The sequence below is a fragment of the Akkermansiaceae bacterium genome, assembly GCA_017798145.1.
Lineage (GTDB): Bacteria > Verrucomicrobiota > Verrucomicrobiia > Verrucomicrobiales > Akkermansiaceae > Luteolibacter.
In genome coordinates, this window is the sequence record CP059069.1 from 4353686 (window position 1) to 4378014 (window position 24329).

The following is a 24329-nucleotide window of genomic DNA, read 5'->3' on the forward strand; positions in this document are numbered from 1 at the left end:
TCGCGCCAATGAAAGAACTATTCCGCGAGCGGGATTTCACGAAGGTCGGGTATTTCCAGTCCGTCCTGGAGGCGGAGGGCATCGCCACCATCGTGAGGAACAAGCACCTCACCATGTCCGGCCTCACCGAGATCCCCATCCCGGAGTTTTTCCCCGCGCTGTGTGTCATCGACGAAGGGGATTATCCGCAGGCCATGGAAATCATCCGCAATCATATCACCCAGAATGCGGTGGGCGCGGATCTGGAAATACGGTGCCCGTCATGCGGCGAGACCAATCCGGGCAACTTCGACCTGTGCTGGTCTTGCGGCGCGGACATGGGTGGCGGCTTGCCTGGCGGGGATGCAGGCGCTATCTAGGGGCATGGATTTCACCACATGGGAGACGATGGATCCCCACATGCTTGTCGGCTTGCTGAATACGGAGCTCAGGAACCATGCGGAGTGCCTCGACGATCTGATCAAGACGCATGGCTTGCCCCGCGAGCGTCTCGTGCTGAAAATGGAGCTTGCGGGCTACGACTACCGAGAGGCGCAACGCCAGTTCCGGTAAAAAAAACGCCCGGCCCCAATCAAGGGAGCCGGACGCTGGAGTTGTTCGGTTATGAACTTGTGATTGCAGTGGATTACCAGCGTCCGCCATCGCGTCCGCCGCCGCGGTTTCCACCGCCGCCTTTGTAGCCTCCGCCACCACCACCGCCGCCACCGCCGCCACGGTTTCCACCGCCGCCGTAGCCGCCGCCACCACCGCCGCCGCCGTAGCCACCACCACCGCCGCCGCCGCTCGGGCGTGCTTCACGGGGTTCCGATGCGTTCACGCGGAGGGCGCGGCCGCTGTAATCTTGCCCGTTGAGCGCCTCGATGGCTGCATTGAGCTGGGATTGGTCGCCCAGGGTCACGAAGGCGAATCCCTTGGATTGCCCGGTGTCACGGTCGGTGATGATCTTGACCCGTTCGACGGGGCCGTATGCGGCGAAGAGGTCGGAAACTTCTCCTTCAGTTGCTGTGTAGGGCAGATTGCCCACATAAATGTCCATTTGTTCAGATTTGACGCCAGTTTTCTTTAAGCAATTCCCCCGATCCTGGCGTCACGGATCAAACAAAGAGCGAGCAAACCCATATTTGGTTCGATCAAACCCCGATCAGTGATCCGAATCGGTTGCTTAGCAAGGATAAAATTTTCGTAATTGCACATTTTCAGTGGCGCTTTGATTTTCGATGGCTTCGGCAATGATTTCATGGCCTGTGGGGTAAATTTTTAGTTAATTAACCTTGATAATTTTAAAAAGTTCTGCATTCTCGTCCCAGTGATCAGCAGTCCCTTGCTCATTTTCAGACGGCAGTCAGCCTGCATGTTGGCTGCCTGTGCGCTCGCAGCGATTTCCTGCGGGGAGGGGCTATTGGCGTCGGAGGTCATGTCGAATCCGATCGGCAAGGTGGCGAGGCTTTTCAATCCCAAGCTGGTCAAGATGGAGGATAGGGTGGAATTCCTCAACCGACAGCTCATATCGCTCGCCGCGCACGAGGAAAAAAACCTCAGGTACGGTGTCGGTTGCAGGGGGGCGCGCAAGGATCCGACGGATGCGCCGCCCTCGCTAACGGTTGATTTGGGAAGGGATTTCCCCATCGACACGCTCTTCCTGATCCCGCTCCAGTCAGGTGAGGGTGGGAGTATATTCCCGAAAGCGTTCAAGATCGAGCTCTCATCGGACGCGGGTTTTTCCGAGCACCGTGTGCTTTACGATACAGGGCGGAACATTTTCCCCGACACAGGTGGCAAGCCGGTGAAATTTTCCGGCCAGGGTGCTGTGGCTAGGTATGTGAGGATCACAGTCTGGCAGGGGAGCCTCCGTGGGAGGAGCGAGGTTTTCGGACTTTCTGAGCTTGTTGTGATTTCCGGGGGCTTTCCGGTTTCCTTCGGCTGCGAGGTTTCCGATGTTGGGGGGCTGCGGGTTGAGAACATGTGGTATCCCGAGGCTCTCACGGATGGGAGGATGCCACTGGGTTCGTGGGAAGGTGGCAATTGGGCCGACGGGATGGTCGCGCCGGAAAGCTTCGAGGTCCACGGTGTAGGGCAGGCGATCTCATGGGGCTCCGATTTCGGAAAAACCGAAAAACTTGATCTCCTGATCCTATTCCCCATGGAAATCCACGGAATGCTTGAGGCCAGCGTCATACCGGAAAAACTCGAGGTGCGGGTGCTCGCTGAGGATGAGGTGGGGTTCACATCCGTCCGCACCTGGGAGGCGCCCTTCAAGGGGGGGCCACAGGATGTGCCGTTTGTCTTGGATCTCGGCGGCGTTTCCGCAAAAGCCATTCAGATCAACGGTTTGGAGGCAAGCATGGTCGGCCAAGTGCCGATGTTCGGGCTTTCCGAAATCCAGGTCTGGGCAGACGGGATAAACATCGTAAAAGGCCGCAAGGTCACGCGCAGCTTCGCTGGCGACACCGCAGATGTGGATTACCTAACGGACGGCTTCGCCAGCGCGCGCGAGATCATCCCCGTGGGATCCTGGCTCACCCAGCTCCATGACAGGTGGAGGCTGGAAAGGGAAATCGAGGCGCTGCGACCGATGCAGGCGCAGATGGCTTCCGAGAGCGAGCTCAACGCAACCTGGGGCTCCGCGATGATGCTCGGTTTGACCTTCTTGATCCCCGTTTTCATCGTCGAGCGCAGGCGGCTCATCTCCAGGAACCAGATCGACGAGCTGCGCAAGCGCATCGCCTCCGACCTGCACGATGACATAGGCAGCAATCTCGGCAGCATCTCGCTCATAGCCCGCACGGCCAGGAAAGACCTCGTCAGGCAGCACGGGCCGGAAGGGGTGAGCCAGGATCTGGGGGAGGTGGAGAGCATTGCCAGGGAGAGCTCGCTCGCCATGAGGGACATCGTCTGGCTGCTGGAGAGGAAACAGGACTCCATCGGGGATCTCGTCCACCGAATGCGAGAGACGGCTACCCGGCTGCTCCGCGAGGTGGACTACAGCATCGAGTGCGATTCGGGCAAAGCCGCCGCGAAGCTCTCTCTGGATGCCAAGCGACATCTCTTCCTATTCTACAAGGAGGCTGTCCACAACATACTCAAGCACTCCGGCGCGACCAGCGTCTCGATCCGGCTCTGGGACGAGGGCGACAAGCTGGCTCTGGAAGTGATCGACAACGGCAAAGGGCTTCCGAAAGTGGTCGTGGACGGAAAGGAAGTCACAAAGACGGTAAGGAAGCTGGACGAAAGGGCGCGGGTGTTGGAAGGTGATCTTGTCATGCAAACCGAACCCGGCAAGGGAACCAGGATCCTCCTGATGGTGAAACGATCCCTACTCATTGCCGCACCCAACCTGAAATGAGCGAAAAAAAGAAAATCTCCAAGATCTGGATTCTCGAGGATCACCAGGTTTTCGCAAAGCAGATCCGCCGCCTCATCGATGGCGAGGACGATCTTGAATGTCCCTACCATTTCTCGACTCCCGATGAGTTTTTCGAGAAGCTGGAATATACCTCCGAATACCCGGATGTGCTCCTGCTCGATCTCGGGCTGCCCAGGATGGACGGCCTTGAGGTGCTTGTTAAGGTCAGAAAGAAATTTCCCGATCTCAAGGTGCTCATCCTATCTGCTTTCGACGACCGCGAGCGGGTCTACAGGGCGATCTGCAACGGAGCCTCCGGCTATCTCCTCAAGACCGCGGATCCCGATGAGATCCTAAGCGGCCTCCATGATGTCATCCACGGCGCGGCCGCCCTGAGCAGCGCGATCGCCACCATGATCCTCAACGGTTTCTCCAAGCACGGCCCGGTCGAGGAGGTGGAGGCGCTGACAAGCCGCGAGGAGGATGTCCTCAAGTCGCTCGTGAAAGGATACTCCAAGAAGGAGATAGCCGAAGACCTGTCCATCTCCGCCCACACGGTCGACATGCACTTGCGCTCCATCTACCGGAAGCTGCATGTCCGCACCCAGACGGAAGCGGTCTCCAAGGCGCTTCGGCAAGGGATCGTTTGATTGCCGCCGGATTTTGGAACGGGCTCGATGCTTCCGCCACTGCGGGCGGCGGACGGAATCCCGCCGGTGAGCAGGCTTGACCGCCAGGGAGGGAAAACCTACCACAGGGAATGCAGCCGATTTATGAGGGGAAAGCGAAGCGACTTTGGGAAACGGAAGACCCCGCGACGCTTAGGATGGAGTTCAAGAATGATGCCACCGCATTCAACGGCGAGAAAAAGGCCAGCTTCGAGAACAAGGGGCGGCTGAACAACGCGATCAGCACCCTGATTTACCAATACCTGGAGAAAGCCGGCATCCCCACCCACTTCGTCCGCCAGATCGACGAGACGAACGTGGAGGTCAGGAAAGTCACGATCCTGATGGTCGAGGTGATCGTCCGCAATGTCTCGGCGGGCAGCTACTGCAAGCGCTCCGGATTGGAAGAGGGCAAGCCCTTTTCCCAGCCCGTCATCGAATTCTCCTACAAGAGCGACGAACTCGGGGATCCCCTCATCAACGACGACTACATCCGCGAGATGGGTCTGGCGACCGCGGAAGACATGGCTTTCCTCCGCGAGTCCGCGCTGAAGGTGAACACCATCCTCTCCGGGTTCTTCGCCGAGGTCGGGCTGAAGCTGGTGGACTTCAAGCTGGAGTTCGGTAGGCTCGCCTCCGATCCGTCGAAGATCGTCCTCGCCGATGAGATCAGTCCGGACGGTTGCCGCCTGTGGGATCTCAAGACCGGTGAGAAAATGGACAAGGATCGCTTCCGCCGCGATCTCGGCAATGTCATGGAAGCCTACGAGGAGGTTCTCAAGCGCCTCAAGGCGCGTCTCGAAACCAACTGACCCAAGGATATGAAACTAACAGCCACCCTCGCCGCCTTCCTTCTCGCCGCCTGTTCCGCTCCGACAGAGCCGCTGGTCGTGAAACAGTTCACACTCCGCGACCAGGACACTCTCAAGGAGAACGATCCGATGGTGCGCAACGAGAAGCTCCGCCGCCTCTACGGGGCGGTCAGCCTTGAGGAGCGCAAGGGCAGGCTCGGCCAATACTACACCGTAATCTGGAGCGATACACCTACAGGGACGACCAGAAAAACCGGGCGCGAGATCCGTTTCCAATACCAACAGGGCGGCAGCAAGGTGAAGACGATGACCAGATCCCTTGAACCCGGCGCTTCCTCCGGCAAGGAGGAATTCGCCATCATCGGCGACGACTATTTCCAGAACGGTCGCGTGCTCACATGGAAGATCGATTTGCTCCACGGCGGCGCACCCATCGCCTCGAAGCAATCCTACCTCTGGGAATGACTTCCTGAATTCAACTTCCAAGGAATGGGAAGTCGTCGATCCTGCACCCTTGATTGAAAGCTGAATTTTGAAAATTGAAGTCTTGAACACCGGCACCGAGCTTCTGCTCGGCAACACCCTCAACACCCACGGCGGCTGGTTCGGCCGGCAGCTCTTCACCATGGGTCTGCGCATCGCCCGGCAGGCGACCGTCCCCGATGGCGATGCGATCCGCGAGGCTTTCGCGGAAATGGTTGTCCGCGCCGATGTCATCCTGATCACCGGCGGTCTCGGTCCGACGAGCGATGACCTGACGCGCGAGGTCGTGGCGGAAACGCTTGGACTGGAGCTGCACCTCGACGGGCAGGCCTTGAGCGCCCTGGAGTCGTTCTTCGCACTGCGCGGCAAAACCATGGCACCCGCGAACCTGCGGCAGGCGATGGTTCCCACCGGAGCCGATGTCCTGCCGAACCCGAACGGAACAGCCCCCGGCCTCTACATCCCGCCGCGAATCAACAAGCTTTCCAACTGCGCCGTCTTCCTCCTCCCCGGCCCGCCGCGCGAGCTTTACCCGATGTTCCATGAGGAGGTCGCCCCGCGGCTGCGTGCCCTCTCGGGGGTGGCGGATGTGGCCACCGTTTCCGAACTCAAATTCACCGGCATCGGCGAGAGCGATTTCCACCACGGCATCGATGACCAGCTTGCGGCCATTCCCGGCCTGGAATACGGCTACTGCGCGCGCATGGGTGAGGTCGATCTGCGCCTGATCGGGAACGGCGAAAGCATCCTTTCCGCCCGCGATCTGGTGATGGGGAAATTCTCACAATTCCTCATCAGCGACGATGGCTCTTCCCTGGAGTCCACCGTCATCCGCCTGCTGCGGGAAAAGGGCATGACCCTGGCCACCGCCGAGAGCTGCACCGGCGGACTGATCGCCAACCGCCTCACGAATGTCCCAGGGGCTTCGGAAGCATTCACCCACGGCTGGGTCACCTATGCGGACGCGGCCAAGACCGGCCAGCTCCATGTCCCTGCGGAAACGATAGCAGCCCACGGAGCTGTCTCCGAGGAAACCGCCCGCGCCATGGCGGAAGGTGCGCTGGCGGAAAGCAAGGCCGATCTCGCCGTCTCCGTCACCGGCATCGCCGGCCCCTCGGGTGGGACGGAAGACAAGCCGGTCGGCACGGCATGGATCGGCCTTGCCGCCAGGGGCGGGGAGACGGCGGCCGTGAAAGTCTATCACCCCCGCAACCGCAAGGACTTCAAGCAATCCGTCTCGCAATCAGCCCTCGATCTGGTGCGGCGCAAGCTGCTCTAGCCCTGCCCGCCCTGCGGCGGTTGAGTCTTGGCGGTTTTGAGCCGCTCGCGGAATGCGGGATCGATGTTGGGCTGGGGAATGTCTTTTCCCAGGATGGCCTGCCCGAGATCGCCGAACACGCAGTTTATGACGAGGAAGGCGATGCTGCCCATCGCGAGTATGAAGGCCGTCCAGAGGCAGCGGTTTGCGATTTCCCTTCCGATGGCACCCCATGACTGGAGTATTCCGGCCAAGGTCGCTGCCGCGGTGCAGGCGGTGAGTATCCAGAATACCAATGCCTTCACGGCGGAATGCGGGAGGTAGCCTCTTATGCCCATGGTCGTGGAAGGTTGTCGTTTTGGTGGGCGGATATGGAGTTGCCTAGGGTGTGAGAGCCGCGTTGACGAGGATCTCCAGCTTCACGATATCGGCCGCGAAGCCGCGTATGCCTTGGGCGGTTTTCTCGGTTGCCATGGCGTCGTCGTTGAACATCAGGCGGAAGGATTTCTCATCGAGCGAGATTTTCTCCACCGGATCGGCGGCGGCGATTTCCGGGGTGAGCTTGGCCTCGATGGATTCCCCGGAGGCGGCGAGCTCGGCGAGGAGCTTGGGCGCGATGGTGAGCAGGTCGCAACCGGCGAGGGAGGTGATCTCGCCCTTGTTTCGGAAGGAGGCGCCCATGACCTCGGTCTTGTATCCGAACTTCTTGTAGTAGTTGTAGATCGCCTTCACCGAGATCACTCCGGGATCCTTGTCCCCTTCGAAATCGGGCGTGCCCTCAGTGTTCGCCTTGTGCCAATCGAGGATGCGGCCGACGAAGGGGGAGATGAGCTGGACCTTGGCCTCTGCGCAGGCGACCGCCTGGGCGAAGGAGAAGAGCAGGGTGAGGTTGCAATGGATGCCGTCCTTTTCGAGGGCTTCGGCGGCCTTGATGCCTTCCCACGTGGAGGCGATCTTGATGAGCACGCGATCCCGGGGGATGCCTTCCTTCTCGTAAGCGGCGATGAGCTCGCGTGCCTTGGCAACGGTGCCAGCCGTGTCGAAGGAGAGGCGGGCATCAACCTCGGTGGAAACGCGGCCCGGCACGATCTTGAGGATTTCCAGGCCGAAGAGGATCAGGATGCGGTCGAGGACGGCATCGGTGAGCGCCTGGCCGGAGAGGCCGCCGCCCTTGAACTCGGCGATGGCGCGGTCGATGAGAGGGCGGTATTCGGGTTTCCCTGCGGCCTGGAGGATGAGGGAGGGGTTTGTGGTCGCGTCCTGGGGCATGAATTCCTTCATGGCCTCGAAATCGCCTGTGTCGGCGACGACCGTGGTGAGCTTCTTGAGTTGGTCGAGTTGGTTCATTTCGTGGAAACGGTAGCAGCCGCCTGATCTGTGTGAACGCTAATCATGTGATTTTTTTCTGAAAAGCGTGAGTGGGAGTGCTGGGACGGAAGTGTGGGAAGGGGTGTTCCAATGGTTCTTCACTCTCCGGGTGCCACGTTGAATCGGTAGCGGCCGCCGCCGAGCTTCAGGCTGTGTTTGGTGGAGTCGCCGCGTGTTTGGAGGATTTCCGGATGTTCGGAAAGGGGCTTGCCGCCTTCCGTGATGACATCGCCGGGCAGGGCGGGGAGCTCGACGCTGGCGGTCGCGCCGTGTGGGATGGTGATTTCGAACTCGCGGGTCTCACCTTTGATATGCCAGTTTGATACAATCTTGCCACGTACGGTATCGTGGGAGGATTTCACCCAATACAGGCCGCCTACGGTCTGCGGGCGGATGAGGATGCGGTCGAAGGCGACGGCGTCCTCCGCGCATTCGATGCCGCCGAGCCAGTTGAAGAACCACGCGGAGATCGAGCCGAACATGGGATGGTTATGGGATTTCACGTCGGCACCGCCTTCCCAGTCTTCCCAAAGTGTGGTGGCGCCGTTTTTCAGCATCCACTTCCATGAGGGGAAGGAGTCGCGGTCGGCCAGGGCGTAGGCAAGGTCGCTGCGGCCGTTCTTGGAAAGCTCGTCGAGCAGGATCTGGGTGCCGAAGATACCGGTGGTGAGGCGCGGGGAATCCTCGGGGGCTGTCAGGTTGCGGACAAGCTCACCGAATACCGCCTTGCGATCCGCCGCGCCGGCCGCGCCGTAGCCGAGCGCAAAGGTCTGTGCGGATTGGGTGGCGACGCCGACCCTGCCGCTCTCCTTGTCGAGGAAAGCCTTGGACCAGGCGGTGGCGGACTCTTCCGCGATGGCTTCGTAGCGGGTTGCGTCATCGATTTTCCCGATGAGGCGGGCCAGGCGCGCGACCCTGCGGGCGGCATCGATGAACATTGCTGTGAGGAACTCCGGTCCCTTCCCCTGTTCCAGGGATTCGTGATCGCCGAGGCCGTTGGTGACGAGGCCTTCCTTGCGGCTTGCTGCCACGCCATCGAGCCATTTCATCGCGACTGGAACCTGCTCATCGAGCAATGCCCGTGCGCCGTAGTGCTGGTGGAGCTGTTCTAACAGGAGCGGATGGGCCATGGCCCAGCCGACGCCGCAGTAGTCAATGCCGACGAAGGGCGCGGTGTCGGTCAGGCGGCCGTCGGGGCGGGCGGCATCGGCCCAGTCGCGGACGGTCTTCGAGTAGAAGCCGGACATGTCGAAATTCATCATGAACGTCTCGCTGGTGGCGACGATGTCACCTCCGTATCCGAAGCGCTCGCGGTGCGGGCAGTCGGACTGGACGGTGACAACATTGTTCAGGAAGGTGCGGCGACAGATTTCCTGTATGCGGTTGAGGTCTTCGTTTGAGCAGGAGAAACTGCCGGCATCGGGCAGGTCGGTGTGGAATGGAAGGGCACTGAAATCCTTGGTGGAAGGAGTGGTGGGCAATCCGCTGATCTCCATGTAGCGGAAGGCGTGGAAGGTGAAGCGTGGGACAAAGGTTTCCTCTCCACCGCCCTTGGCGATGTAAACGTCCTGCTGCCACGCAAATTCCGGCGCACCCGGGCCACCCTTGGATTCCTGGGTGCCTTTTTTGAAGCCTTTGATCTGTCCCGCGATGCTGGTGAGTGGGTTGAGGGTGCCGTCCTCGTTGAGGAGCTCGCCGTAGCGGAAGGTGATCCGGGTGCCGGCCGGGGCATTGATTCTGATTCCGGGAACTGCCGTAAGGTTCAGCCCGAAGTCCACGATGTGAACCCCGGGCTTGGGTGAGGTGATGGTCTGTGCCGGATAGCCCCCTTTGTGCCTCACGGGTGGCATTTGGAGCGGCTGGAGAGGTTCGAGCGTAGAGTCGCCGCTGACCTTGGCCTTGCTCCATTTGCTGTCGTCGAAGCCGGGTTTGTCCCAGCCAGTGGGTTCAAGCCTGGCATCGCGTTCCTCACCGATGAAGATGCTGTTGCGGATGGTCGGCCCCTGCGCGGTGGTCCAGCCATCACCGGTGGTGATGGTGGTGGAGGTGCCATCCGGGTGATCCACCACAAGGAGCGCGATGGCACGGGGGCGGCCGACGGGTAGGGAGCCCCGGATGTTGCGGTGACCCCACATGCGGAGGGGCAGGGGATTGTACCAACCGTTGCCTAGCCGTATGCCGAGGCAGTGCTTGCCTTCCTTGATGCGGTCGGTGACGTCGTGGCTGCTGAAGAGGATGCGCTTGTCGAAGTTTGTCCACGGGGGATTGAATGCGTAATTGTCCAGGACTTGGCCGTTGATGCTGGCCATGCCAAGGCCGAGTCCGGCAAAGTGCAGGCGTGCGCGGGTGACTGGTTTCGGTATCTCGAACTCCCGTCGCATGAGCGGGGCTGGGTCTGGCTTGTAGAAATCCGCGTCCTCCGTCGGGTTTTCTCGGCCGTCATCGATCCACTGCGCACCCTGCCAGTCGGCGGGCGTTGCGGGGGCGACTTCCCAGATGGCCGGTTCGCTCCACGGGGATGGTTCCTGCCCTTTCCCCCACCAGCGCACCTTCCAATGGCATGAGGCTCCGGCTGCGAGCGCTTTTCCACCGTATTCCAGCCCCGGCGCCCGGCCTGCGGGCGTTTTCCCGGAGTCCCAGAGATCCGCTTTTCCCTCCTCGAGCAGAGCCGGACTGCTCGCAACGAGCACTTGCCATGCGCTTGCGGTGACATTGCGTTCCTCGGAAACGATCTTCCAAGTGAGCATCGGTTTCGCCGAGCCTCCGAGCGGGTGACCCTCATCGCGTTTGATGAAACCGCGTTTGCTTATCACCGGTTTCTGCGAGTCGCAGAAAGGAGGAGTCATCCCGTCGCTGCGGAGATCCAGGGGTTGCGTCAGGGGTGGGTTCTTTGTTTCCGCGTGCATCGTGGCGATGGTGGAGCTGAGGAGTGAGAGGACGGTGAGGATTTTCATGGGAACCAAGGAAGGATGTGATCCCTGCCGAAAAGTGCGATACGAAATTTCCCGTGGATTTGAATCTGGCCGTGTGCGCCGACCGAACCGGATCAGATCGGTCAGTGAGGGCGGATCGGGTGGGTCAGGGGCGCTTTGGAGATTCTTATTTCTGAACGGATGAGGTATGGTGCGGCTTCCCTACCGTCTCGAATCACGATTTCTGAGAATGCGACAAGTGGAGCGAAGGCTTGGCCGCTCATCGCGCTGGGCTCGAACGCGCCGAGCAGTTCTTCACACCGTACCGGCCTGATCCTCACACGCCCCATCAAAGCCGCCTTCGCAGGCGAACCGCTGGATTTCGCACCTGAACAGTCACGCAGGGGAATGTTACTTAGCGGGTGATGCCCCATATACGATCCCAACACAACCGCTTGAAGCTAAGATCCCGAGCGATTTCCCCTTGGTGGCTTAAAATCAAGAATTGCGCCTTTTTGCGCATTTTACGGAATGCGGATTCCGACGCACATGTTAGGGTTTTGTTGTTTCCAACCAAACAACATCATGAACGACCGCCGTAATTTCCTCCGCAAACTCGCTGTCTCCACCGCCATCCCCGCGCTGCTCTGTGGTCGGGCGTTCGGCCAAGAGCCACCACCTCCCGTTAAGCTCGAGGAGACCGATCCCGTTGCGGTGGCTCTAGGCTACAGGGAGGACACCACCAAGGTGGATCAGACAAAATACCCGATGCACAAGCCCGAACAAAGGTGTGACAACTGTGCGCTCTACACGGGCAAGGCCGGTGAAGCGACCGGGCCATGCGGTGCCTTCGGAGGCAAGCTCGTCACCGCCGCCGGTTGGTGCCAGGTCTGGGCGAAAAAGCCTGAGCCGGTTAAGCCATAACCGGGACTGCGGCACAGCCCGCTTTCAGCCTCCATCCGTCCAGGGGCGGATGGAGTGTTAGCCGATCTTCGGTGGTATTGCTTGTTGCAAGAGGCCAATGCGTCCAAGCGCCTTTACCTTCCAGCCTAGGGGTGCTAGTTGTTTCCAAACGAACAACCGACCACTGGAAAATGAAAATCTGCCACACCGCATCCCTAGCCCTGGCCGCAAGCTTGCTCGCAGCCACTTCTGCGTACTCCGAGTCAAAGCCCGTCAAGGTTTACATCATGGCGGGGCAATCCAACATGGTCGGGATCGGGCAGGTGAACGGTGGCGGGACGCGCTGGGGCGGTGAGTTCACCGATCCTGTGCTTTCCGTTTACGAAGGGGAGTATGACCCAGCGGCGGATTACGATGCGCTTAAGGCGGTGAGCACCCTGAAGCTGGAAAGCTTCGGCGGCACTTCGCCCACTCCGTATCCAGGTGGCGGGGTGCAGGTTGTGCGCGGGGAAGTGGCGATGCCTGAGACGGGCGTATATGAGTTCCGCCCCGGCTACGGTGCTTCTGCGGACAATATCATGATGGTCGATGGCAAGGAGGTTTACCGCAAGGAGGCGGGGAAGAATCCGGTGCATGTCCAGATGAAGCTGGAGGCGGGCAAGAAGCTGCCGTTCAAGATCACTTACCTGAACAAGGACGCCGGGGGTCTGGGCTGGTATGCGCGGGTGGATATCCCAGGCACGCTCTCAACCGTCGTGAAGCAGGACGGCAAGTTCCCCCATCTCATCGATGAGGATGGCAATTGGAAATCCCGCGACGATGTCTATTACAAGGGCGTGGTGACAGCCACCGCCGACAAGTGGCTGGCACCCGGCTGCGGCGCGGGGGAAAATAACATCGGCCCGGAGCTTGGGTTTGGAAACATCATCGGGGATTACCATGAGGAGCCGGTTTTGTTGCTCAAAGCCTCACAGGGGAATAGGTCGCTGGCATGGGATTTCCTGCCGCCGGGCAGCGAGCGCTTCGAGATCGGGGATACGGTCTATGCGGGTTACAAGGATACGCCGGACTCTTGGAAAAAGGGCACGGAGCCGGTGCCGGTGGACTGGTATGCGGGCAAGCAATACGACGATTGCTTCCAGGCGGCGCATGAGGTTTTGAAAAATTTCGATGGCAAGTTTCCGGATTGGAAGGAGCGCGGGTATGAGATCGCCGGGTTCGTCTGGTGGCAAGGGCACAAGGATCAGGGCAGCGCGGTTCATGCGGAACGCTATGAGCAGAATCTTGTCCGCCTGATCAAATCGCTGCGCGAGGAATTCAAGGCACCGGATGCGCCTTTCGTGGTCGGCACCATCGGCTTCGGCGGATGGGAGATGGCGGGAAATGCGGTGACGGTGGCCAACGCGCAACTCGCGGTGAGTGGGGAGAAGGGGAAATACCCGGAGTTCAAGGGCAACGTGAAATCGGTGGAGACCCGCGATTTCTGGAGGCCTGCGGATCAATCACCAAAGGATCAGGATTTCCATTACAACCAGAATGCCGAGACCTACATGCTCGTCGGCGAGGCGCTCGGGAAGGGGATGCTTGAGCTTCTGGAAAAGAAGTGACCTTTGCCTGTCGCACCGCTCGGGGTTTCCGGCCATCCGCCAGGCCATGTGGGCGGGGCTGCGGTTTTTCTGCGGGAACTTGGCTTGACCGCGCAGGGCGGACTTCCAAGCATTCCCGCATGTCGAAATATGCAGGGGAGGAAGTCTTGGTGGTGAAACGCGGTTTGCTGGAGGGGCTGGGGATGTTCGAGGGCTTGCGAACGGAGCGGGTGGATGATGCGGTGGAGGCATTGCTGGATGCAGAGAACCATTTTTTCATGGATAGGGCGGCGGCGGAGGAAGATCCGGGTCACAAGCAGCTGATCCCTTATTGTATCTTCAGGTGTGGCGACAGGGTGCTATACTACACCCGCGGGAAATCCGGGGGGGAGAGCCGCCTGCATGCAAAGATTTCTGTCGGGGTCGGCGGGCACATTAATCCGGTGGACATGGGCGAGGGCAGGCAGGGAGCGGCCGCGTATTATGCGGCGGTGCAGCGGGAGATCGACGAGGAGCTGGATATCGCCTGCGATTACAGCATGAGCGTCGTCGGGCTGCTCAACGATGATTCCAATCCCGTCGGCCAGGTGCATCTGGGGGTTGTCCATCTGGTGGAGCTGGAGGGCGAGGAGGTTTTTTCCCGGGAGGAGGCTCTGGCAAACCTTTCCTGGGCGAGTGTATCCGAGTTGAACGGGGAGCTTGCCGATAGGCTGGAAACCTGGAGCGCGTTCTGCGTCGACTGGCTGGCGGCGCAAGCCACCGAAAAAAGGTGAGGCCGGCCTTGGTGGGGGAATCGCACCTTTGGCAAAGGGAAGGTGGTTGATGGGCTGGCTCTTTGGGATAGGCTGCTGTCGATGAGCAGGGTTCTTGTGATTGGTGCGGGGTATCTCGGAGAGGAGATATTGAGGATTTTCCGGGAGGAAGGATGGGATGCGCAGGGCGTTTCGCTGGGCGGGGGGGATGGATTGTTGGCTTGTGATGTGGGGGATGCGGATTGCGTTCGGAGGCTTCCGGATGCGGATGCGGTGGTTCATTGCGCTTCGTCTGGCCGGGGTGGTGAAGATGCGTATCGCAGGGTGTATCTGCAGGGCTGCCGGAATCTGGTGGCACGCTTTCCGGGGGCGGATATCCTTTTTACTTCCAGCAGCTCGGTGTATGCGCAGGTGGGCGGGCAGCTTGTGACAGAGGAATCCGAGACGGTGCCGGACCGGGAAACAGGAAGACTCCTGCTGGAGGCGGAGCGCGTGATCCTGGATGCAGGGGGCATCGTGGCGCGATTGGCCGGGATCTATGGGCCGGGGAGAAGCGTGTTGCTGCGGAAATTTCTCGAAGAGGAGGCGGTGATCGAGGATGACGGCGGGCGTTTCCTGAACCAAATCCACCGGGACGATGCGGCGAGGGCGGTCGTGGATCTCCTGACGATGGGGAATTTCCCGGCGGGGCAGATTTTCAATGTCAGCGATTCGGAGAGCCTGACGCAGCTGGAGGTCTATCAGGGCCTGGCACGGATTTTCGGGAGGGATCTGCCGCCCAGCGGGCCGAGGGATCTGAACCGGAAGCGTGGGTGGACGAACAAGAGGGTTTCCAATGCGAAGCTGAGAGCGGAGACAGGTTGGAAGCCGCAATATCCGTGTTTTCTGGATGCCGTGGGAGGCTTATGAGCGTAAGAAGGCGGTCGCAGACGCAGCTGTCCCTCACAAGCTGCCCGACCATGTCCAGAGGTTTTGGTCGAAATACTTATGCGCGGAGTTGATGAGGCGAGCTGGGTCGGCGTTGGGGCGTAGGATGGCGAATACGGTGGAGCCCGAGCCGGACATGAGGGCGGCTCTCGTGTCGCGGCGTTGGAGCAGCCAATCCTTGAGTTCCGCGAGGTAGCGGTGTTTTCGGAAGACGGGTTTTTCCAGGTCGTTGATGAGGGTGAGTTCGCCGAGATGCTGTTCACCGTAGCGGATGCCGGGGAGGGGCTCTGCATCGAGGCAGTTGCGGTAGGAATCAGGGGTTGGGACGGAGAACATCGGCTTGAATAGGACGATGGGGAGCGGCGGTGGGTTCTTGGCTGCGGTGATGATTTCCCCGCGTCCGGTGCAGCGGGCGGTTCCGGCGTATAGGAAAAACGGGATGTCGGAGCCGAGGGCGGCAGCGATGTTGTGGAGGGTTTCCGGCGGGAGGGGTTTGTCGAGTTGTCCGTTAAGTGCCAAAAGGGTGGTGGCGGCGTTGGAAGAGCCACCGCCAAGGCCGGCTCCGTGGGGGATGCGTTTTTCCAGATGGATGTGGTAGGGAAGGGATTCCCGGGATTCGGCTGCAAGTGCTTCGGCGGCTTTGACGATGAGGTTGCCGCTGTCGGTGGGGAGCGATAGATCGTCGCAGGTGAAGGAGAAGGATCTCGCCGGGGTTATGGTGATCCCGTCCGCGAGTCCCGGAAGCTTGGCCATGAGGGTGTCGATCTCGTGGAAGCCGTCGGGCCGCTTGCCGAGGATGCGGAGGGAGAGGTTGATCTTTGCCGGTGAGAGCATGGGGAAAGTGCCGAATGATTTGAGGGATGGATTTGAATTTCAATTTGTCCCTCCATCTCCCTGCGGTCGGTTGTGATCAGCGGAAAAGGTTGATAACGAGAGGAGGGCGAGCATGCGGCCGGTTTGGCCTTTTTCGATCCGGTAGGAGTAGTGGCGTGTGAGGTCGGAGGCGGTGTTTTCGCAGGAGTCGTGGTAGTTGCGGATGCCCAGTCCGCGTGCCTGGGCGGCGATGGTGGAGGCGATGTCCACTTCGTAATCGGGTGGGCGGATGCAGGGGGAGAGGGCGCAGATGAGGTCGGCGGGGTCGGTGCCGAAAGTGGCTTCCATTTTGCCGACTGCCGCGGCGAGGATGTTGCCTTCGGTGCCTTTTTTCCCGGAATGGAGGAGGGCGATGGAGCGTGTGACGGGATCGGCGAGGTAGATGGCAGCGCAATCGGCGACGTATATGGCCAGGAGTTGGCCTGGGAGATTGGTGATCAGCCCGTCCACGAGGGGGTGGGTGATGGGAGCCGTTCCCGAAGGAGAATCGATCAGGGCGACTCGATTTCCGTGGATCTGCTCGGCGTGGTGGCGGGTGAGGGTTTCGGGAAACCTTTCCGCGATGATCGTGTCATGGTGTGGGGCGAGGTTGCGCAGCGCGAAGTCTCGGTCGCCCAGGACATCGACCTCGGAAAGGCGGGGTATCCAGTCTGCGCGGAATCCGGGGATGCTGGAGATGGGATTTAGAAACAAGAACGCCTCCGTCACGGGGTGAACCGTAACGGAGGCGCTTGGTAATCGCCAAGCTGGATTATTCAGGGGGGAGACAGAGTCTTAGGCAATCGCGCGGTTTTTGAGCGCACGGTTGGTGTGTTCCACTGTTTCGGCCTCTTCTTCATCCATGCCTGCCAGTATGTTGGCCAGATCCGTCGCGATCTCCTTGCGCATCTTGGAAACAAGGTCGATTCCCTTTGATGTGATGCGCACCATGATCTTACGGCGGTCTTCGGCTGCATGAACTCTCTCAACGTAGGACAGTTTCTCCAACCGATCCACGAGGCCGGTGGCGGCTGCCGTGGAATGTCCCATTTTTTTCGCGATGTCGGACATGGTCAGATAGTCTTCGCTGGAAAGATAGGTTAGGAGGAAGAACTGGGGGAATGAGACGTTCCCCTTGTTGAGTTCGCTTGACAGGTTAAGAATGCAGCTTCTCTGCGTGAACAGGACGAAGTCTGCAAGACGATCGGCATCGGCTTTCGCCGAGGTGCCGGAGGCACTTGGTTGTGTGTTTTTCATTTTGGCTGGTTGTAGTGTTCATGTTTGGGGACATGTAAGGGAGCACAGCCATTGCGAAAGAGAAGATAACCGGGTTGCCGGATAGTAATCAACCCTAAAGTTAAAATTTTTTCAAAAAGACTGCACGTATGCTCGGTGCTTTTTGAAAATAGCGGATCCCGCCTGTTAAGGAAAGCTGTAAATTTTGGAAAAGTTAACCAATTGGAATTCAAGGGATAAGGGGCTTATTCACAGCCCATTTTCAGAGAGAGTGTGGCTTCGGGTGTCAGTCTGAGACGGGGGAATCTCATGTTATCCTTAGGTGGTTCTTTGGCTTTCAATGGCGGTTTTGGTGATTTTTGGATTGGTGAACAATCGCCCGGAGCCGCAGAACCATACGAAGATATTGAAACGCAAAGACGCGAAGGCGCAAAGATTCCCGGTTTGAATTCACCAGGCGTACCCGATGAGTGTTGAAAGGCTCTGCGCCTTGCATGTCCAGTTTGACTTTCCATCAAGGGCACCCCGCCGCTCCGCCGGGAAAATCCCCGTCCCGCTGCGCCGGTAGGCCGATCCCTAGGCAGTAAGCCTCCGTGGAACAGGGGAGATTTCCGCCGCCGTGATGCGCAAAATGCTCTGCGTGCGCAACAAGGGTGCCGAGAAATCCGGATTTTCACTTGTACGGTCAGACCACCGCTCCGCGGAACACCATTCCCATGGCCAAAGAGGATATCGCTCCTGCAAAACCTTGACAGGCCCCGCCGTTTCGGCCATTTTCCCCGCCCCGCGCGTTGGTACGTGCGGCAACCAGAACACTCCAATGAAAAAGGATCTCCATCCACAATACAACCCCGTCGTCTTCGTTGACATGACCACGGGCGCACGCTTCGTCACGAAATCCACCAAGTCCTCGGACAAGAAGGAAGTCATCGACGGTGTCGAACACTCCGTGATATCCGCAGGCATCACCTCCGATTCCCACCCCTTCTTCACCGGGCTCGCGCAGTTCGTGGACACCGAGGGCCGCATCGACAAGTTCCAGAAGCGTTTCGGCGCAGTCCGCCGCGTCGGCAAGCCGAAGATTGGCTGAGCCACAGAACGGAAAAGATTCGTTCTTCACGAAACGGCATCCCGCAAGGTATGCCGTTTCTTCGTTATGGCTGCCAAGGGTTCGGTCACAGCACCCCTTCGAGCCATGCGAGCATGCGTTTCCGGTAGGCTCCCTCATTTCGCGCCAGCGAGTCCCCGTGGCTGCCGCCCTTCACCTCGAAGAATGTCTTCGGTTCGCTGGCGAGATCGAAGAGCTGTTTGCCTTGTGCAATAGGCACCACCTGATCCCTATCCCCATGCACCACAAGCAGAGGGGTGTCGCTGAGTTTCCCGATGAAATCCTTGGGCGACAAATCGTCGGTGATGAGCCTCGCCCCGTATTCGCCGCCGACGATGCGCGCCATCGCCTGGTAGGAGGAAAAGGTCCCGTCGATCACGATGGCCCGCAAACCCTCCGGCTGCTTTTCCGAGAGAGCTGCGACGGACTTTGCGCCGCCGAGGCTGTGGCCGAAGGAAATGAGTTTCCCGGCATCCACATCCTTGCGTGCCGCGACGTATGCGAAGGCGCCCTTCACATCCTCCACCATGCCTTTGCGATCCAGTTCGCCGCCGGATTTCCCAAAGCCGCGGTAATCGTACATGAACACCTGGTAGCCGGCCTCCACCAGCCAGAGGACAAAGCCCAGGTGGTGCCCGATGGATCCGGCGTTGCCATGCGAGAATACCACGGTGCCTTTCGCGCGCGCCGCCTTCGCGGGCATGAACCATCCATGGAGTTTCGTGCCGTCCGTGGAAAGGAAATCGATGTCGTCGTATCTGAATCCCCACTTCGCAGGGGTGGCGGGCTCGTCCCGGGTCGGGAAATAAAAGAGCTTGTTCGTATCGACCCCAGCCAGCAGCCGGTTCACGGCACTTTCCGGATCGGATCCCGCATCGCGCAGATACTCGTGGAGTTTCTCGGCGGACGGCGGCAGCGGAGTGGCGGGTGTCTGTGCGCCCGCGCAGGAAATCCCCGCGAGCAAGAGCCATTTTCCATAGGACTTCATGGCAAACAGGGTAGATCCGATCCCGCGTTTGTCGAGAAGGGGAAAGTGGATGGCCAAAGCCAGTGGATCCGATCTCTCGGTTTCAGGGTATCGTGGCGGGTTTTTCGAGCGCCTCGATGTGTCGGCGCACGCCCTCGGTTATGCCGCGTTCGCTGTAGCCGCCCTCAAGGAGCGATACGATGCGTCCGTGTCCCTGCTCGCGGCAGAGGGCGCGGAGGATTTCCGTCAGCTCGGCATAGACATCGCTGGTCCAGCCGAGGGAGCCGAGGGGATCGGCCTCGTGGGCGTCGAAGCCCGCCGAGATGATGAGGAGCTGGGGCTTGAATTTCCGGAACGCTTCGGAAAGCTGCGTGCGGTATGCTGCGAGCACGGCCTTGTCGCCGCTGCCCGCCGCCAGCGGGATGTTGAGGTTGAACCCTTCGCCCGCGCCCTTGCCGGTGATTTCCGGTGCGCCGCTCGGCCCGGGGTAGAAGGGGTATTGGTGGGTGGAGAGAACGAAGACCGATGGGTCTTCCAGGAAAACCGCCTGTGTCCCATCGCCGTGGTGCACGTCCCAATCGACGATCATCACGCGTTCCAGCCTGTGTTGCCTCTGCGCATAGCGTGCGGCGATGGCTGCGTTCCCGAAGAAGCAAAAGCCCTTTGCATTCGAGGGCATGGCATGGTGTCCGGGCGGGCGCAGAGCGGCGAATGCGTTTTCCACGCGGCCTTCCATGACGAGATCCACCGCCGTCAGCGCCCCGGCCACCGCCTTGGCGGAGACCTCGTAGGTGCGGGTGGAGATCGGCGTGTCCGCGCTGCCGTGCATCTGCTTCTCCCCCGCCTCACAGGCACGCTTCAGCGCGGCGACATACCCGGGATCGTGGACGGCCTTGATCCACGGCAGGGGATCGGCTCTTTCATCCGGCGCCGCCCACAGCAATCTCTCCGAAACCGGATGCCCCTTGAGATGTTTCGTCAGCATGCGCAGCCGCTCCGCATGCTCCGGGAAACCCGGGCCGGTGTCGTGTTCGAGGAATACATCATCGTAGATGATGGCCGTGCGGAATGCATCCGGCTTGGGTTCTGTCGCATCCATGTCCGCACTGAAAGGGAGAAGCGCGGCGCTGGAAAGCAACAAGGCGCGGCTGTGATGGCTGGTTGTCATTTTCCAGGACAGTTTTCAACGTATCCCAGGACACCGCAACCCCGCATCGGATTCGGAACGGCGGAATTTTTTCCGAAAAATTCCAAGGATTCCCCATTTCGCGTGTCTGATGTAGGTAGGGGATCTCACTCCCCGGGAAACCCAGCCACGCCGTATCATGAAAAAATCCCCGTCCATCACCCTGCTCATAGCGGCTGCCTGCAGCCTGTTCTCGCTGCCCTCCTCCCATGCCCAGGAGGACGACAGGGGCTTCATCAGGATGCCCATGCCCATCATGCCGCCCATGCCGCCGCCGCGCATTGTCGTCCGCACACCGGATGTCGGGCCGATGCAGACCCGCGAGATGTCGGTCGTATCACGGGTCAACGGGCTGCATGCCGTGGTCGAGACCACGATCGTTTTCCACAACCCCAATGCCCGCGACCTCGAGGGCGAGCTGGTTTTCCCCCTGCCCGACGGCGCGGCGGTCTGTGGCTACTCACTGGACATAGCCGGCGTGCTGGTGGATGGCGTGGTCGTGACCAAGGAGCGCGCCCGCGTCGCCTTCGAGACGGAGGTGCGCCGAAACGTCGATCCGGGCTTGGTCGAGCACATCCAGGGAAACCTCTACCGCACGCGGATCTATCCGCTCCCGGCCAACGGCGAGCGGCGCATCCGCCTGACCTACACCACGCCGCTCGCCACCGCCCAGAACGGTGATGCGGCCCTCCAAATCCCCATGCCGCGCGAGGTCATCGCAAAACTGGACGTGAAGATCGAGGTATCGGCCCCGGACGGCATCGCGCCCGAGGTCGGTGGCCTTGGCGATGCACGCTTCGAGAAAGCCGAAAAAATCTGGCGGGTCGCTTCCACCTCCGAGAACGCCAAGCCCGGCGAGGACATCCTCGTGGCGCTGCCGAAGCCCCCTGTCTCGTTCCAGCGCATCGAGCGGGATGCGGCGGGCACGAACCGTTTCATGGTCACGGCGCTTGCCCCGGCAAGGAAACAGATCGCACCGGAGCCCGGTAAAATCCATGTCCTCTGGGATGCCTCCGGAAGCCGCTACGGCGCGGATTTCACGAAGGAATTCGAGCTTCTGAAACGGACCAAGGCCACCGGCTACTCCCTCACCGTTTTCCGCGATATGCCGGAGCCCTCCCGCGATTTCGCGAACGTCGATGAACTCATCGCCGCCATCAAGGATGCGCCCTATGACGGTGGCACGGACATCTCCGTCCTTGCCAGCCAGCCAGCCGCCCACACCCTGCTTTTCACCGATGGCTTCGATACCCTTTCGGGTGTGACGCTGGAATTCGGCGGCTCCATACCCGTCGCGATCGTTTCGCAGACGGTGGCGAACCGCGAGGCCTTGCGTCAGGCCTGCGCCGGGGCGCTGATCGACCTGCAGACCACAACCCCGGAAGCGGCATGGTCTGAAATCGAAAACCCTTCCAGCCGCGTCATCGGGATCAAGGGCACCGGTGTCGCAAACGTCCAGGGGATAGGCCAGCCCGCCCAAGGCCGAATCAGCCTGCTCGGCGAGCTGACCGGCGATGAGGCATCCGTGCGCATCCAATACGCCGATGGCTCCGAGTCGGAACCTTTTGCCCTAAGCGGCGCCGATGCCACCGAGGGCGAAATCCTGGCCACCGCCTGGGCCGCCGCCCGCGTAAGCCAACTCTCGCCGCGCTCCGATGAATTTTCCGACGAACTCCTGACACTCGGCAGGACATACGGCATCGTCAGCCCCGCGACCTCGCTCATCGTCCTTGAGACCCTCGACCAATGGGTGCGGCACGAGATCGAGCCACCGGCCACCCTGCCGGACATGCGCCGCCAGTGGCAGGGGGAGATGAAACGCCTGGCCAAGCAGAACGATGCCGATCCTGCCCGGCGCCTGGAACAGATCGCAGGTCTTTGGAAAGAGCGTGTCGCATGGTGGAAAACCGATTTCTCGAAAGCCAGGGTTGAGCCCCGGGGAAATGGTCGTGAGGAAAACGAACGTGCCCTGACAGACAGCGCGGTTGCCGAGGCGGCTCCCAGCGCGCCTGCTTCCGCAGCGGATCCGTTTGCCGCGCCAAATGAACAACTCCAGCGCAACACCGGCGGTGGAGGCGGTGGATTCGCTCGAGGTATCGATGCGAAAATGGAAGCGGGTAAGGATGGCTCCGCACCAGGCGCCTCCATCGAGATCAAGCCCTGGAGCCCCGACACCCCCTACCTGAAAGCGATACGCGCGGCCAAGGACGGGCTGCGTTACTCCGCCTATCTGGATCAACGGGAAAAGTGGGCGGAAAGCCCGGCCTTTTTCCTCGACTGCGCCGGGGTGTTTTTCGGGGACGGCGAAGAAGCCCTCGCCCGCCGCATCCTCACAAACCTCGCCGAGCTTCGCATCGAGGAGCCCGGACTCCTGCGCGTGCTTGCATGGCGTTTGCAGCAGGCGGGGGAGTTTGATCCGGCCATAGTCATCCTCCGCCGCGTCGCCAAGCTCCGCCCGGAGGAACCACAATCGTTCCGCGATCTTGCACTCGCCCTTTCCGAGCGCGGTCGCTCCAAGAAAACCAAGGCCGACCTTGAGGAAGCGATGGGTCTTTTCCTCAAGGTCGCCCTGGGCGGCTGGGGTCGCCATGGTGAGAGCATCCCCATTTTTGCCCTGGAGGAAATGAACGGCCTCATCGCCTGGACAGAACGCCAGGATTGGCCGGAAGCCAAAAAACCGGTGATCCCGGAATTCGACAAGCGCCTGCGCGACAACCTCGACACCGACATCCGCATCGTCATGTCCTGGGACGCGGATGCGACCGACATGGACCTGCACGTGATGGAACCCGGCGGCGAGGAAGCCTGCTACAGCCACAACCGCACCGCCCGCGGCGGGCTTGTCTCGCAGGACATCACCGATGGCTACGGCCCGGAGGAATACATGATCCGCAAGGCGCCTGAGGGCGGCTACGCGATCAGCACGAACTATTTCGGATCGCGCCAGCAAACCGTTGTCGGCCCGGCCACCGTCACCGCAACGGTTTTCACGAACTGGGGCAGGCCAAACGAGGAGCGCCAGGTGCTCACCATCCGCCTCGACAAGGAGAAGGAGAAAATCGACATCGGAACGATCACGTTCGGGAGTTCCGAACCCCCAGCGGATAAGGGGAATCTCCGCACCGGGATGAAAAGGGAAGAAGTGCTCGCGCTCTTTCCCAATCCCACCGACCCCGCCGCCAATCCATTGGAATACCCTGACGGTGCAAAGACCCTGAAAATTTTCTTCAACAAAAAGGGCAAGCTTCGCCGTGTTGTGGAAACCCTGCCCGGCGGGACGGAGACCATCATACTGCAATGAACTGCCGGAGAGCCATGCCTGTTTCCGGCTTCCCCAGCACAAGCGTATCCACGAAGGGGAATCCCAGGCTTGCCATCAATCCGGAAATGACGTTTTATCCCGTTATGGAAAAGTTACCAATATTTCTCATAGCGCTCGCATCCATGATTTCGACGGCCTTCGCGCAGATCGAGGCAGGCCAATCCGTCATCATCAAGATCATGGGAGTGCCCGCCGAAGAGAAGGCGAAGATCGACGAGACCTATCCGGTTGCGAAAAACGGGATGGTGAACATGCCCTTCGTCGGCGAGATCCGCGCGGCGGGGCTGGAGTCCCACGTGCTGGCGAAATCGATCCAGAACGCTTACCGCGATGGCGGGATTTTCAACAACGCGGTCATCCAGGTGCTCGCCAACCAGAACGATATCGCGCCTGTCGAGCAGCAGGTTCACCTGGGAGGCCGAGTCAACGCTCCCGGGGCAAAACCTTTCCGCAACGGACTGACGGTTTACCAAGCCATACAGGCTGCGGGTGGGCCCGATGAGTTCGGTGCGATGAACCGAGTGATCCTGATCCGTATGGGAAAACAGCAAATCATCGACCTCAGGACTATCGAAGGCAAGTCAGTGCTGGCTGATGTCCATGACACCATCGTGGTTCCCCAGAAGAATTGGCGGAACATGTAGCT

At 60.4% G+C, this 24329-nt stretch carries 23 protein-coding genes; 14 read left to right on the plus strand and 9 right to left on the minus strand.

The window, feature by feature from the left end:
- The first annotated feature begins 8 nt into the window (after positions 1–8).
- Both HZ994_18620 and HZ994_18625 read left to right on the plus strand, forming a co-directional pair.
- On the plus strand, positions 9–359 hold the full coding sequence (locus tag HZ994_18620) for a DUF2007 domain-containing protein (GenBank protein ID QTN34248.1): 351 nt from the start codon (positions 9–11) through the stop codon (positions 357–359).
- A 4-nt stretch (positions 360–363) separates the two neighbouring features.
- A complete protein-coding gene (locus tag HZ994_18625; GenBank protein QTN34249.1) occupies positions 364–552 on the plus strand; it encodes a DUF4250 domain-containing protein in 189 nt (62 codons plus the stop codon).
- A gap of 73 nt (positions 553–625) precedes the next feature.
- On the opposite strand, the gene HZ994_18630 is transcribed toward HZ994_18625, so the two are convergent.
- Positions 626–1036 carry an RNA-binding protein gene (locus tag HZ994_18630; GenBank protein ID QTN34250.1) on the minus strand — a complete coding sequence of 137 codons (411 nt, stop codon included), beginning with the start codon at positions 1034–1036 and terminating at the stop codon, positions 626–628.
- 285 nt (positions 1037–1321) lie between these two features.
- Here HZ994_18630 and HZ994_18635 point away from each other — a divergent pair, with 285 nt between their 5' ends.
- The 5 genes from HZ994_18635 (at position 1322) to HZ994_18655 (ending at position 6585) form a co-directional block, all read left to right on the plus strand.
- On the plus strand, positions 1322–3343 hold the full coding sequence (locus HZ994_18635) for a hypothetical protein (GenBank protein ID QTN34251.1): 2022 nt from the start codon (positions 1322–1324) through the stop codon (positions 3341–3343).
- Complete coding sequence (locus HZ994_18640; protein QTN34252.1) at positions 3340–3993, plus strand: response regulator transcription factor; 654 nt, start codon at positions 3340–3342, stop codon at positions 3991–3993. The genes HZ994_18635 and HZ994_18640 overlap by 4 nt, the downstream gene beginning before the upstream one ends.
- Positions 3994–4103: 110 nt before the next feature.
- Positions 4104–4823 carry a phosphoribosylaminoimidazolesuccinocarboxamide synthase gene (locus HZ994_18645; protein QTN34253.1) on the plus strand — a complete coding sequence of 240 codons (720 nt, stop codon included), beginning with the start codon at positions 4104–4106 and terminating at the stop codon, positions 4821–4823.
- A gap of 9 nt (positions 4824–4832) precedes the next feature.
- Positions 4833–5288 (plus strand): hypothetical protein, encoded by a 456-nt coding sequence (locus tag HZ994_18650; protein ID QTN34254.1) that lies wholly within the window; start codon positions 4833–4835, stop codon positions 5286–5288.
- 64 nt (positions 5289–5352) lie between these two features.
- Positions 5353–6585: a competence/damage-inducible protein A gene (locus HZ994_18655; protein ID QTN34442.1), complete on the plus strand. Its 1233-nt coding sequence runs from the start codon at positions 5353–5355 to the stop codon at positions 6583–6585.
- Here the strand turns inward: HZ994_18655 and HZ994_18660 are convergent.
- The 3 genes from HZ994_18660 to HZ994_18670 all read right to left on the minus strand — a co-directional run bounded on the left by HZ994_18660 (position 6582) and on the right by HZ994_18670 (position 10886).
- A complete protein-coding gene (locus tag HZ994_18660) occupies positions 6582–6902 on the minus strand; it encodes a hypothetical protein (protein QTN34255.1) in 321 nt (106 codons plus the stop codon). The genes HZ994_18655 and HZ994_18660 overlap by 4 nt on opposite strands.
- Before the next feature lie 43 nt (positions 6903–6945).
- Complete coding sequence (gene tal, locus HZ994_18665; protein QTN34256.1) at positions 6946–7911, minus strand: transaldolase; 966 nt, start codon at positions 7909–7911, stop codon at positions 6946–6948.
- A gap of 119 nt (positions 7912–8030) precedes the next feature.
- Positions 8031–10886, minus strand: a complete 2856-nt coding sequence (locus tag HZ994_18670; protein ID QTN34257.1) for a family 78 glycoside hydrolase catalytic domain — start codon at positions 10884–10886, stop codon at positions 8031–8033.
- A gap of 543 nt (positions 10887–11429) precedes the next feature.
- Between HZ994_18670 and HZ994_18675 the strand changes: the two genes are divergently transcribed.
- The 4 genes from HZ994_18675 (at position 11430) to HZ994_18690 (ending at position 14994) form a co-directional block, all read left to right on the plus strand.
- Positions 11430–11768, plus strand: coding sequence for a high-potential iron-sulfur protein (locus HZ994_18675; GenBank protein ID QTN34258.1), 339 nt, complete (start codon positions 11430–11432; stop codon positions 11766–11768).
- Between the two features lie 170 nt (positions 11769–11938).
- On the plus strand, positions 11939–13354 hold the full coding sequence (locus HZ994_18680; protein ID QTN34259.1) for a hypothetical protein: 1416 nt from the start codon (positions 11939–11941) through the stop codon (positions 13352–13354).
- 119 nt (positions 13355–13473) lie between these two features.
- A complete protein-coding gene (locus tag HZ994_18685) occupies positions 13474–14106 on the plus strand; it encodes an NUDIX domain-containing protein (GenBank protein QTN34260.1) in 633 nt (210 codons plus the stop codon).
- Between the two features lie 81 nt (positions 14107–14187).
- Positions 14188–14994 (plus strand): NAD-dependent epimerase/dehydratase family protein, encoded by an 807-nt coding sequence (locus HZ994_18690; protein ID QTN34261.1) that lies wholly within the window; start codon positions 14188–14190, stop codon positions 14992–14994.
- A gap of 33 nt (positions 14995–15027) precedes the next feature.
- Here the strand turns inward: HZ994_18690 and ispE are convergent, their stop codons facing one another.
- From ispE to HZ994_18705, 3 genes are all read right to left on the minus strand, one after another.
- Positions 15028–15846, minus strand: coding sequence for a 4-(cytidine 5'-diphospho)-2-C-methyl-D-erythritol kinase (gene ispE / locus HZ994_18695; GenBank protein ID QTN34262.1), 819 nt, complete (start codon positions 15844–15846; stop codon positions 15028–15030).
- Positions 15847–15885: 39 nt separating this feature from the next.
- Complete coding sequence (locus HZ994_18700; GenBank protein ID QTN34263.1) at positions 15886–16593, minus strand: polyphenol oxidase family protein; 708 nt, start codon at positions 16591–16593, stop codon at positions 15886–15888.
- Between the two features lie 66 nt (positions 16594–16659).
- Positions 16660–17121, minus strand: coding sequence for a MarR family transcriptional regulator (locus HZ994_18705; protein ID QTN34264.1), 462 nt, complete (start codon positions 17119–17121; stop codon positions 16660–16662).
- 799 nt (positions 17122–17920) lie between these two features.
- On the opposite strand from HZ994_18705, the gene HZ994_18710 reads away from it, so the two are divergent.
- Positions 17921–18190 (plus strand): type B 50S ribosomal protein L31, encoded by a 270-nt coding sequence (locus HZ994_18710; protein QTN34265.1) that lies wholly within the window; start codon positions 17921–17923, stop codon positions 18188–18190.
- Between the two features lie 85 nt (positions 18191–18275).
- Here HZ994_18710 and HZ994_18715 read toward each other — a convergent pair whose 3' ends face one another.
- Together HZ994_18715 and HZ994_18720 are read right to left on the minus strand one after the other, a co-directional pair.
- Positions 18276–19196, minus strand: coding sequence for an alpha/beta hydrolase (locus tag HZ994_18715; protein ID QTN34266.1), 921 nt, complete (start codon positions 19194–19196; stop codon positions 18276–18278).
- Positions 19197–19278: 82 nt separating this feature from the next.
- A complete protein-coding gene (locus tag HZ994_18720) occupies positions 19279–20343 on the minus strand; it encodes a histone deacetylase (GenBank protein QTN34267.1) in 1065 nt (354 codons plus the stop codon).
- 157 nt (positions 20344–20500) lie between these two features.
- Between HZ994_18720 and HZ994_18725 the strand changes: the two genes are divergently transcribed.
- Positions 20501–23662, plus strand: a complete 3162-nt coding sequence (locus tag HZ994_18725; protein QTN34268.1) for a DUF2135 domain-containing protein — start codon at positions 20501–20503, stop codon at positions 23660–23662.
- 143 nt (positions 23663–23805) lie between these two features.
- A complete protein-coding gene (locus HZ994_18730) occupies positions 23806–24327 on the plus strand; it encodes a polysaccharide biosynthesis/export family protein (GenBank protein ID QTN34269.1) in 522 nt (173 codons plus the stop codon).
- Positions 24328–24329 lie beyond the last annotated feature (2 nt).

Coding starts and splice junctions, on each gene's coding strand:
- HZ994_18630 (QTN34250.1), bottom strand. CDS start 1,036: ATGGACATTTATGTGGGCAATCTGCCCTACACAGCAACTGAAGGAGAA.
- HZ994_18715 (QTN34266.1), bottom strand. CDS start 19,196: ATGAAGTCCTATGGAAAATGGCTCTTGCTCGCGGGGATTTCCTGCGCG.
- HZ994_18720 (QTN34267.1), bottom strand. CDS start 20,343: ATGACAACCAGCCATCACAGCCGCGCCTTGTTGCTTTCCAGCGCCGCG.
- ispE (QTN34262.1), bottom strand. CDS start 15,846: ATGCTCTCACCGGCAAAGATCAACCTCTCCCTCCGCATCCTCGGCAAG.
- HZ994_18620 (QTN34248.1), top strand. CDS start 9: ATGAAAGAACTATTCCGCGAGCGGGATTTCACGAAGGTCGGGTATTTC.
- HZ994_18710 (QTN34265.1), top strand. CDS start 17,921: ATGAAAAAGGATCTCCATCCACAATACAACCCCGTCGTCTTCGTTGAC.
- HZ994_18705 (QTN34264.1), bottom strand. CDS start 17,121: ATGAAAAACACACAACCAAGTGCCTCCGGCACCTCGGCGAAAGCCGAT.
- HZ994_18640 (QTN34252.1), top strand. CDS start 3,340: ATGAGCGAAAAAAAGAAAATCTCCAAGATCTGGATTCTCGAGGATCAC.
- HZ994_18725 (QTN34268.1), top strand. CDS start 20,501: ATGAAAAAATCCCCGTCCATCACCCTGCTCATAGCGGCTGCCTGCAGC.
- HZ994_18690 (QTN34261.1), top strand. CDS start 14,188: ATGAGCAGGGTTCTTGTGATTGGTGCGGGGTATCTCGGAGAGGAGATA.
- HZ994_18625 (QTN34249.1), top strand. CDS start 364: ATGGATTTCACCACATGGGAGACGATGGATCCCCACATGCTTGTCGGC.
- HZ994_18680 (QTN34259.1), top strand. CDS start 11,939: ATGAAAATCTGCCACACCGCATCCCTAGCCCTGGCCGCAAGCTTGCTC.
- tal (QTN34256.1), bottom strand. CDS start 7,911: ATGAACCAACTCGACCAACTCAAGAAGCTCACCACGGTCGTCGCCGAC.
- HZ994_18670 (QTN34257.1), bottom strand. CDS start 10,886: ATGAAAATCCTCACCGTCCTCTCACTCCTCAGCTCCACCATCGCCACG.
- HZ994_18730 (QTN34269.1), top strand. CDS start 23,806: ATGATTTCGACGGCCTTCGCGCAGATCGAGGCAGGCCAATCCGTCATC.
- HZ994_18650 (QTN34254.1), top strand. CDS start 4,833: ATGAAACTAACAGCCACCCTCGCCGCCTTCCTTCTCGCCGCCTGTTCC.
- HZ994_18660 (QTN34255.1), bottom strand. CDS start 6,902: ATGGGCATAAGAGGCTACCTCCCGCATTCCGCCGTGAAGGCATTGGTA.
- HZ994_18645 (QTN34253.1), top strand. CDS start 4,104: ATGCAGCCGATTTATGAGGGGAAAGCGAAGCGACTTTGGGAAACGGAA.
- HZ994_18675 (QTN34258.1), top strand. CDS start 11,430: ATGAACGACCGCCGTAATTTCCTCCGCAAACTCGCTGTCTCCACCGCC.
- HZ994_18685 (QTN34260.1), top strand. CDS start 13,474: ATGTCGAAATATGCAGGGGAGGAAGTCTTGGTGGTGAAACGCGGTTTG.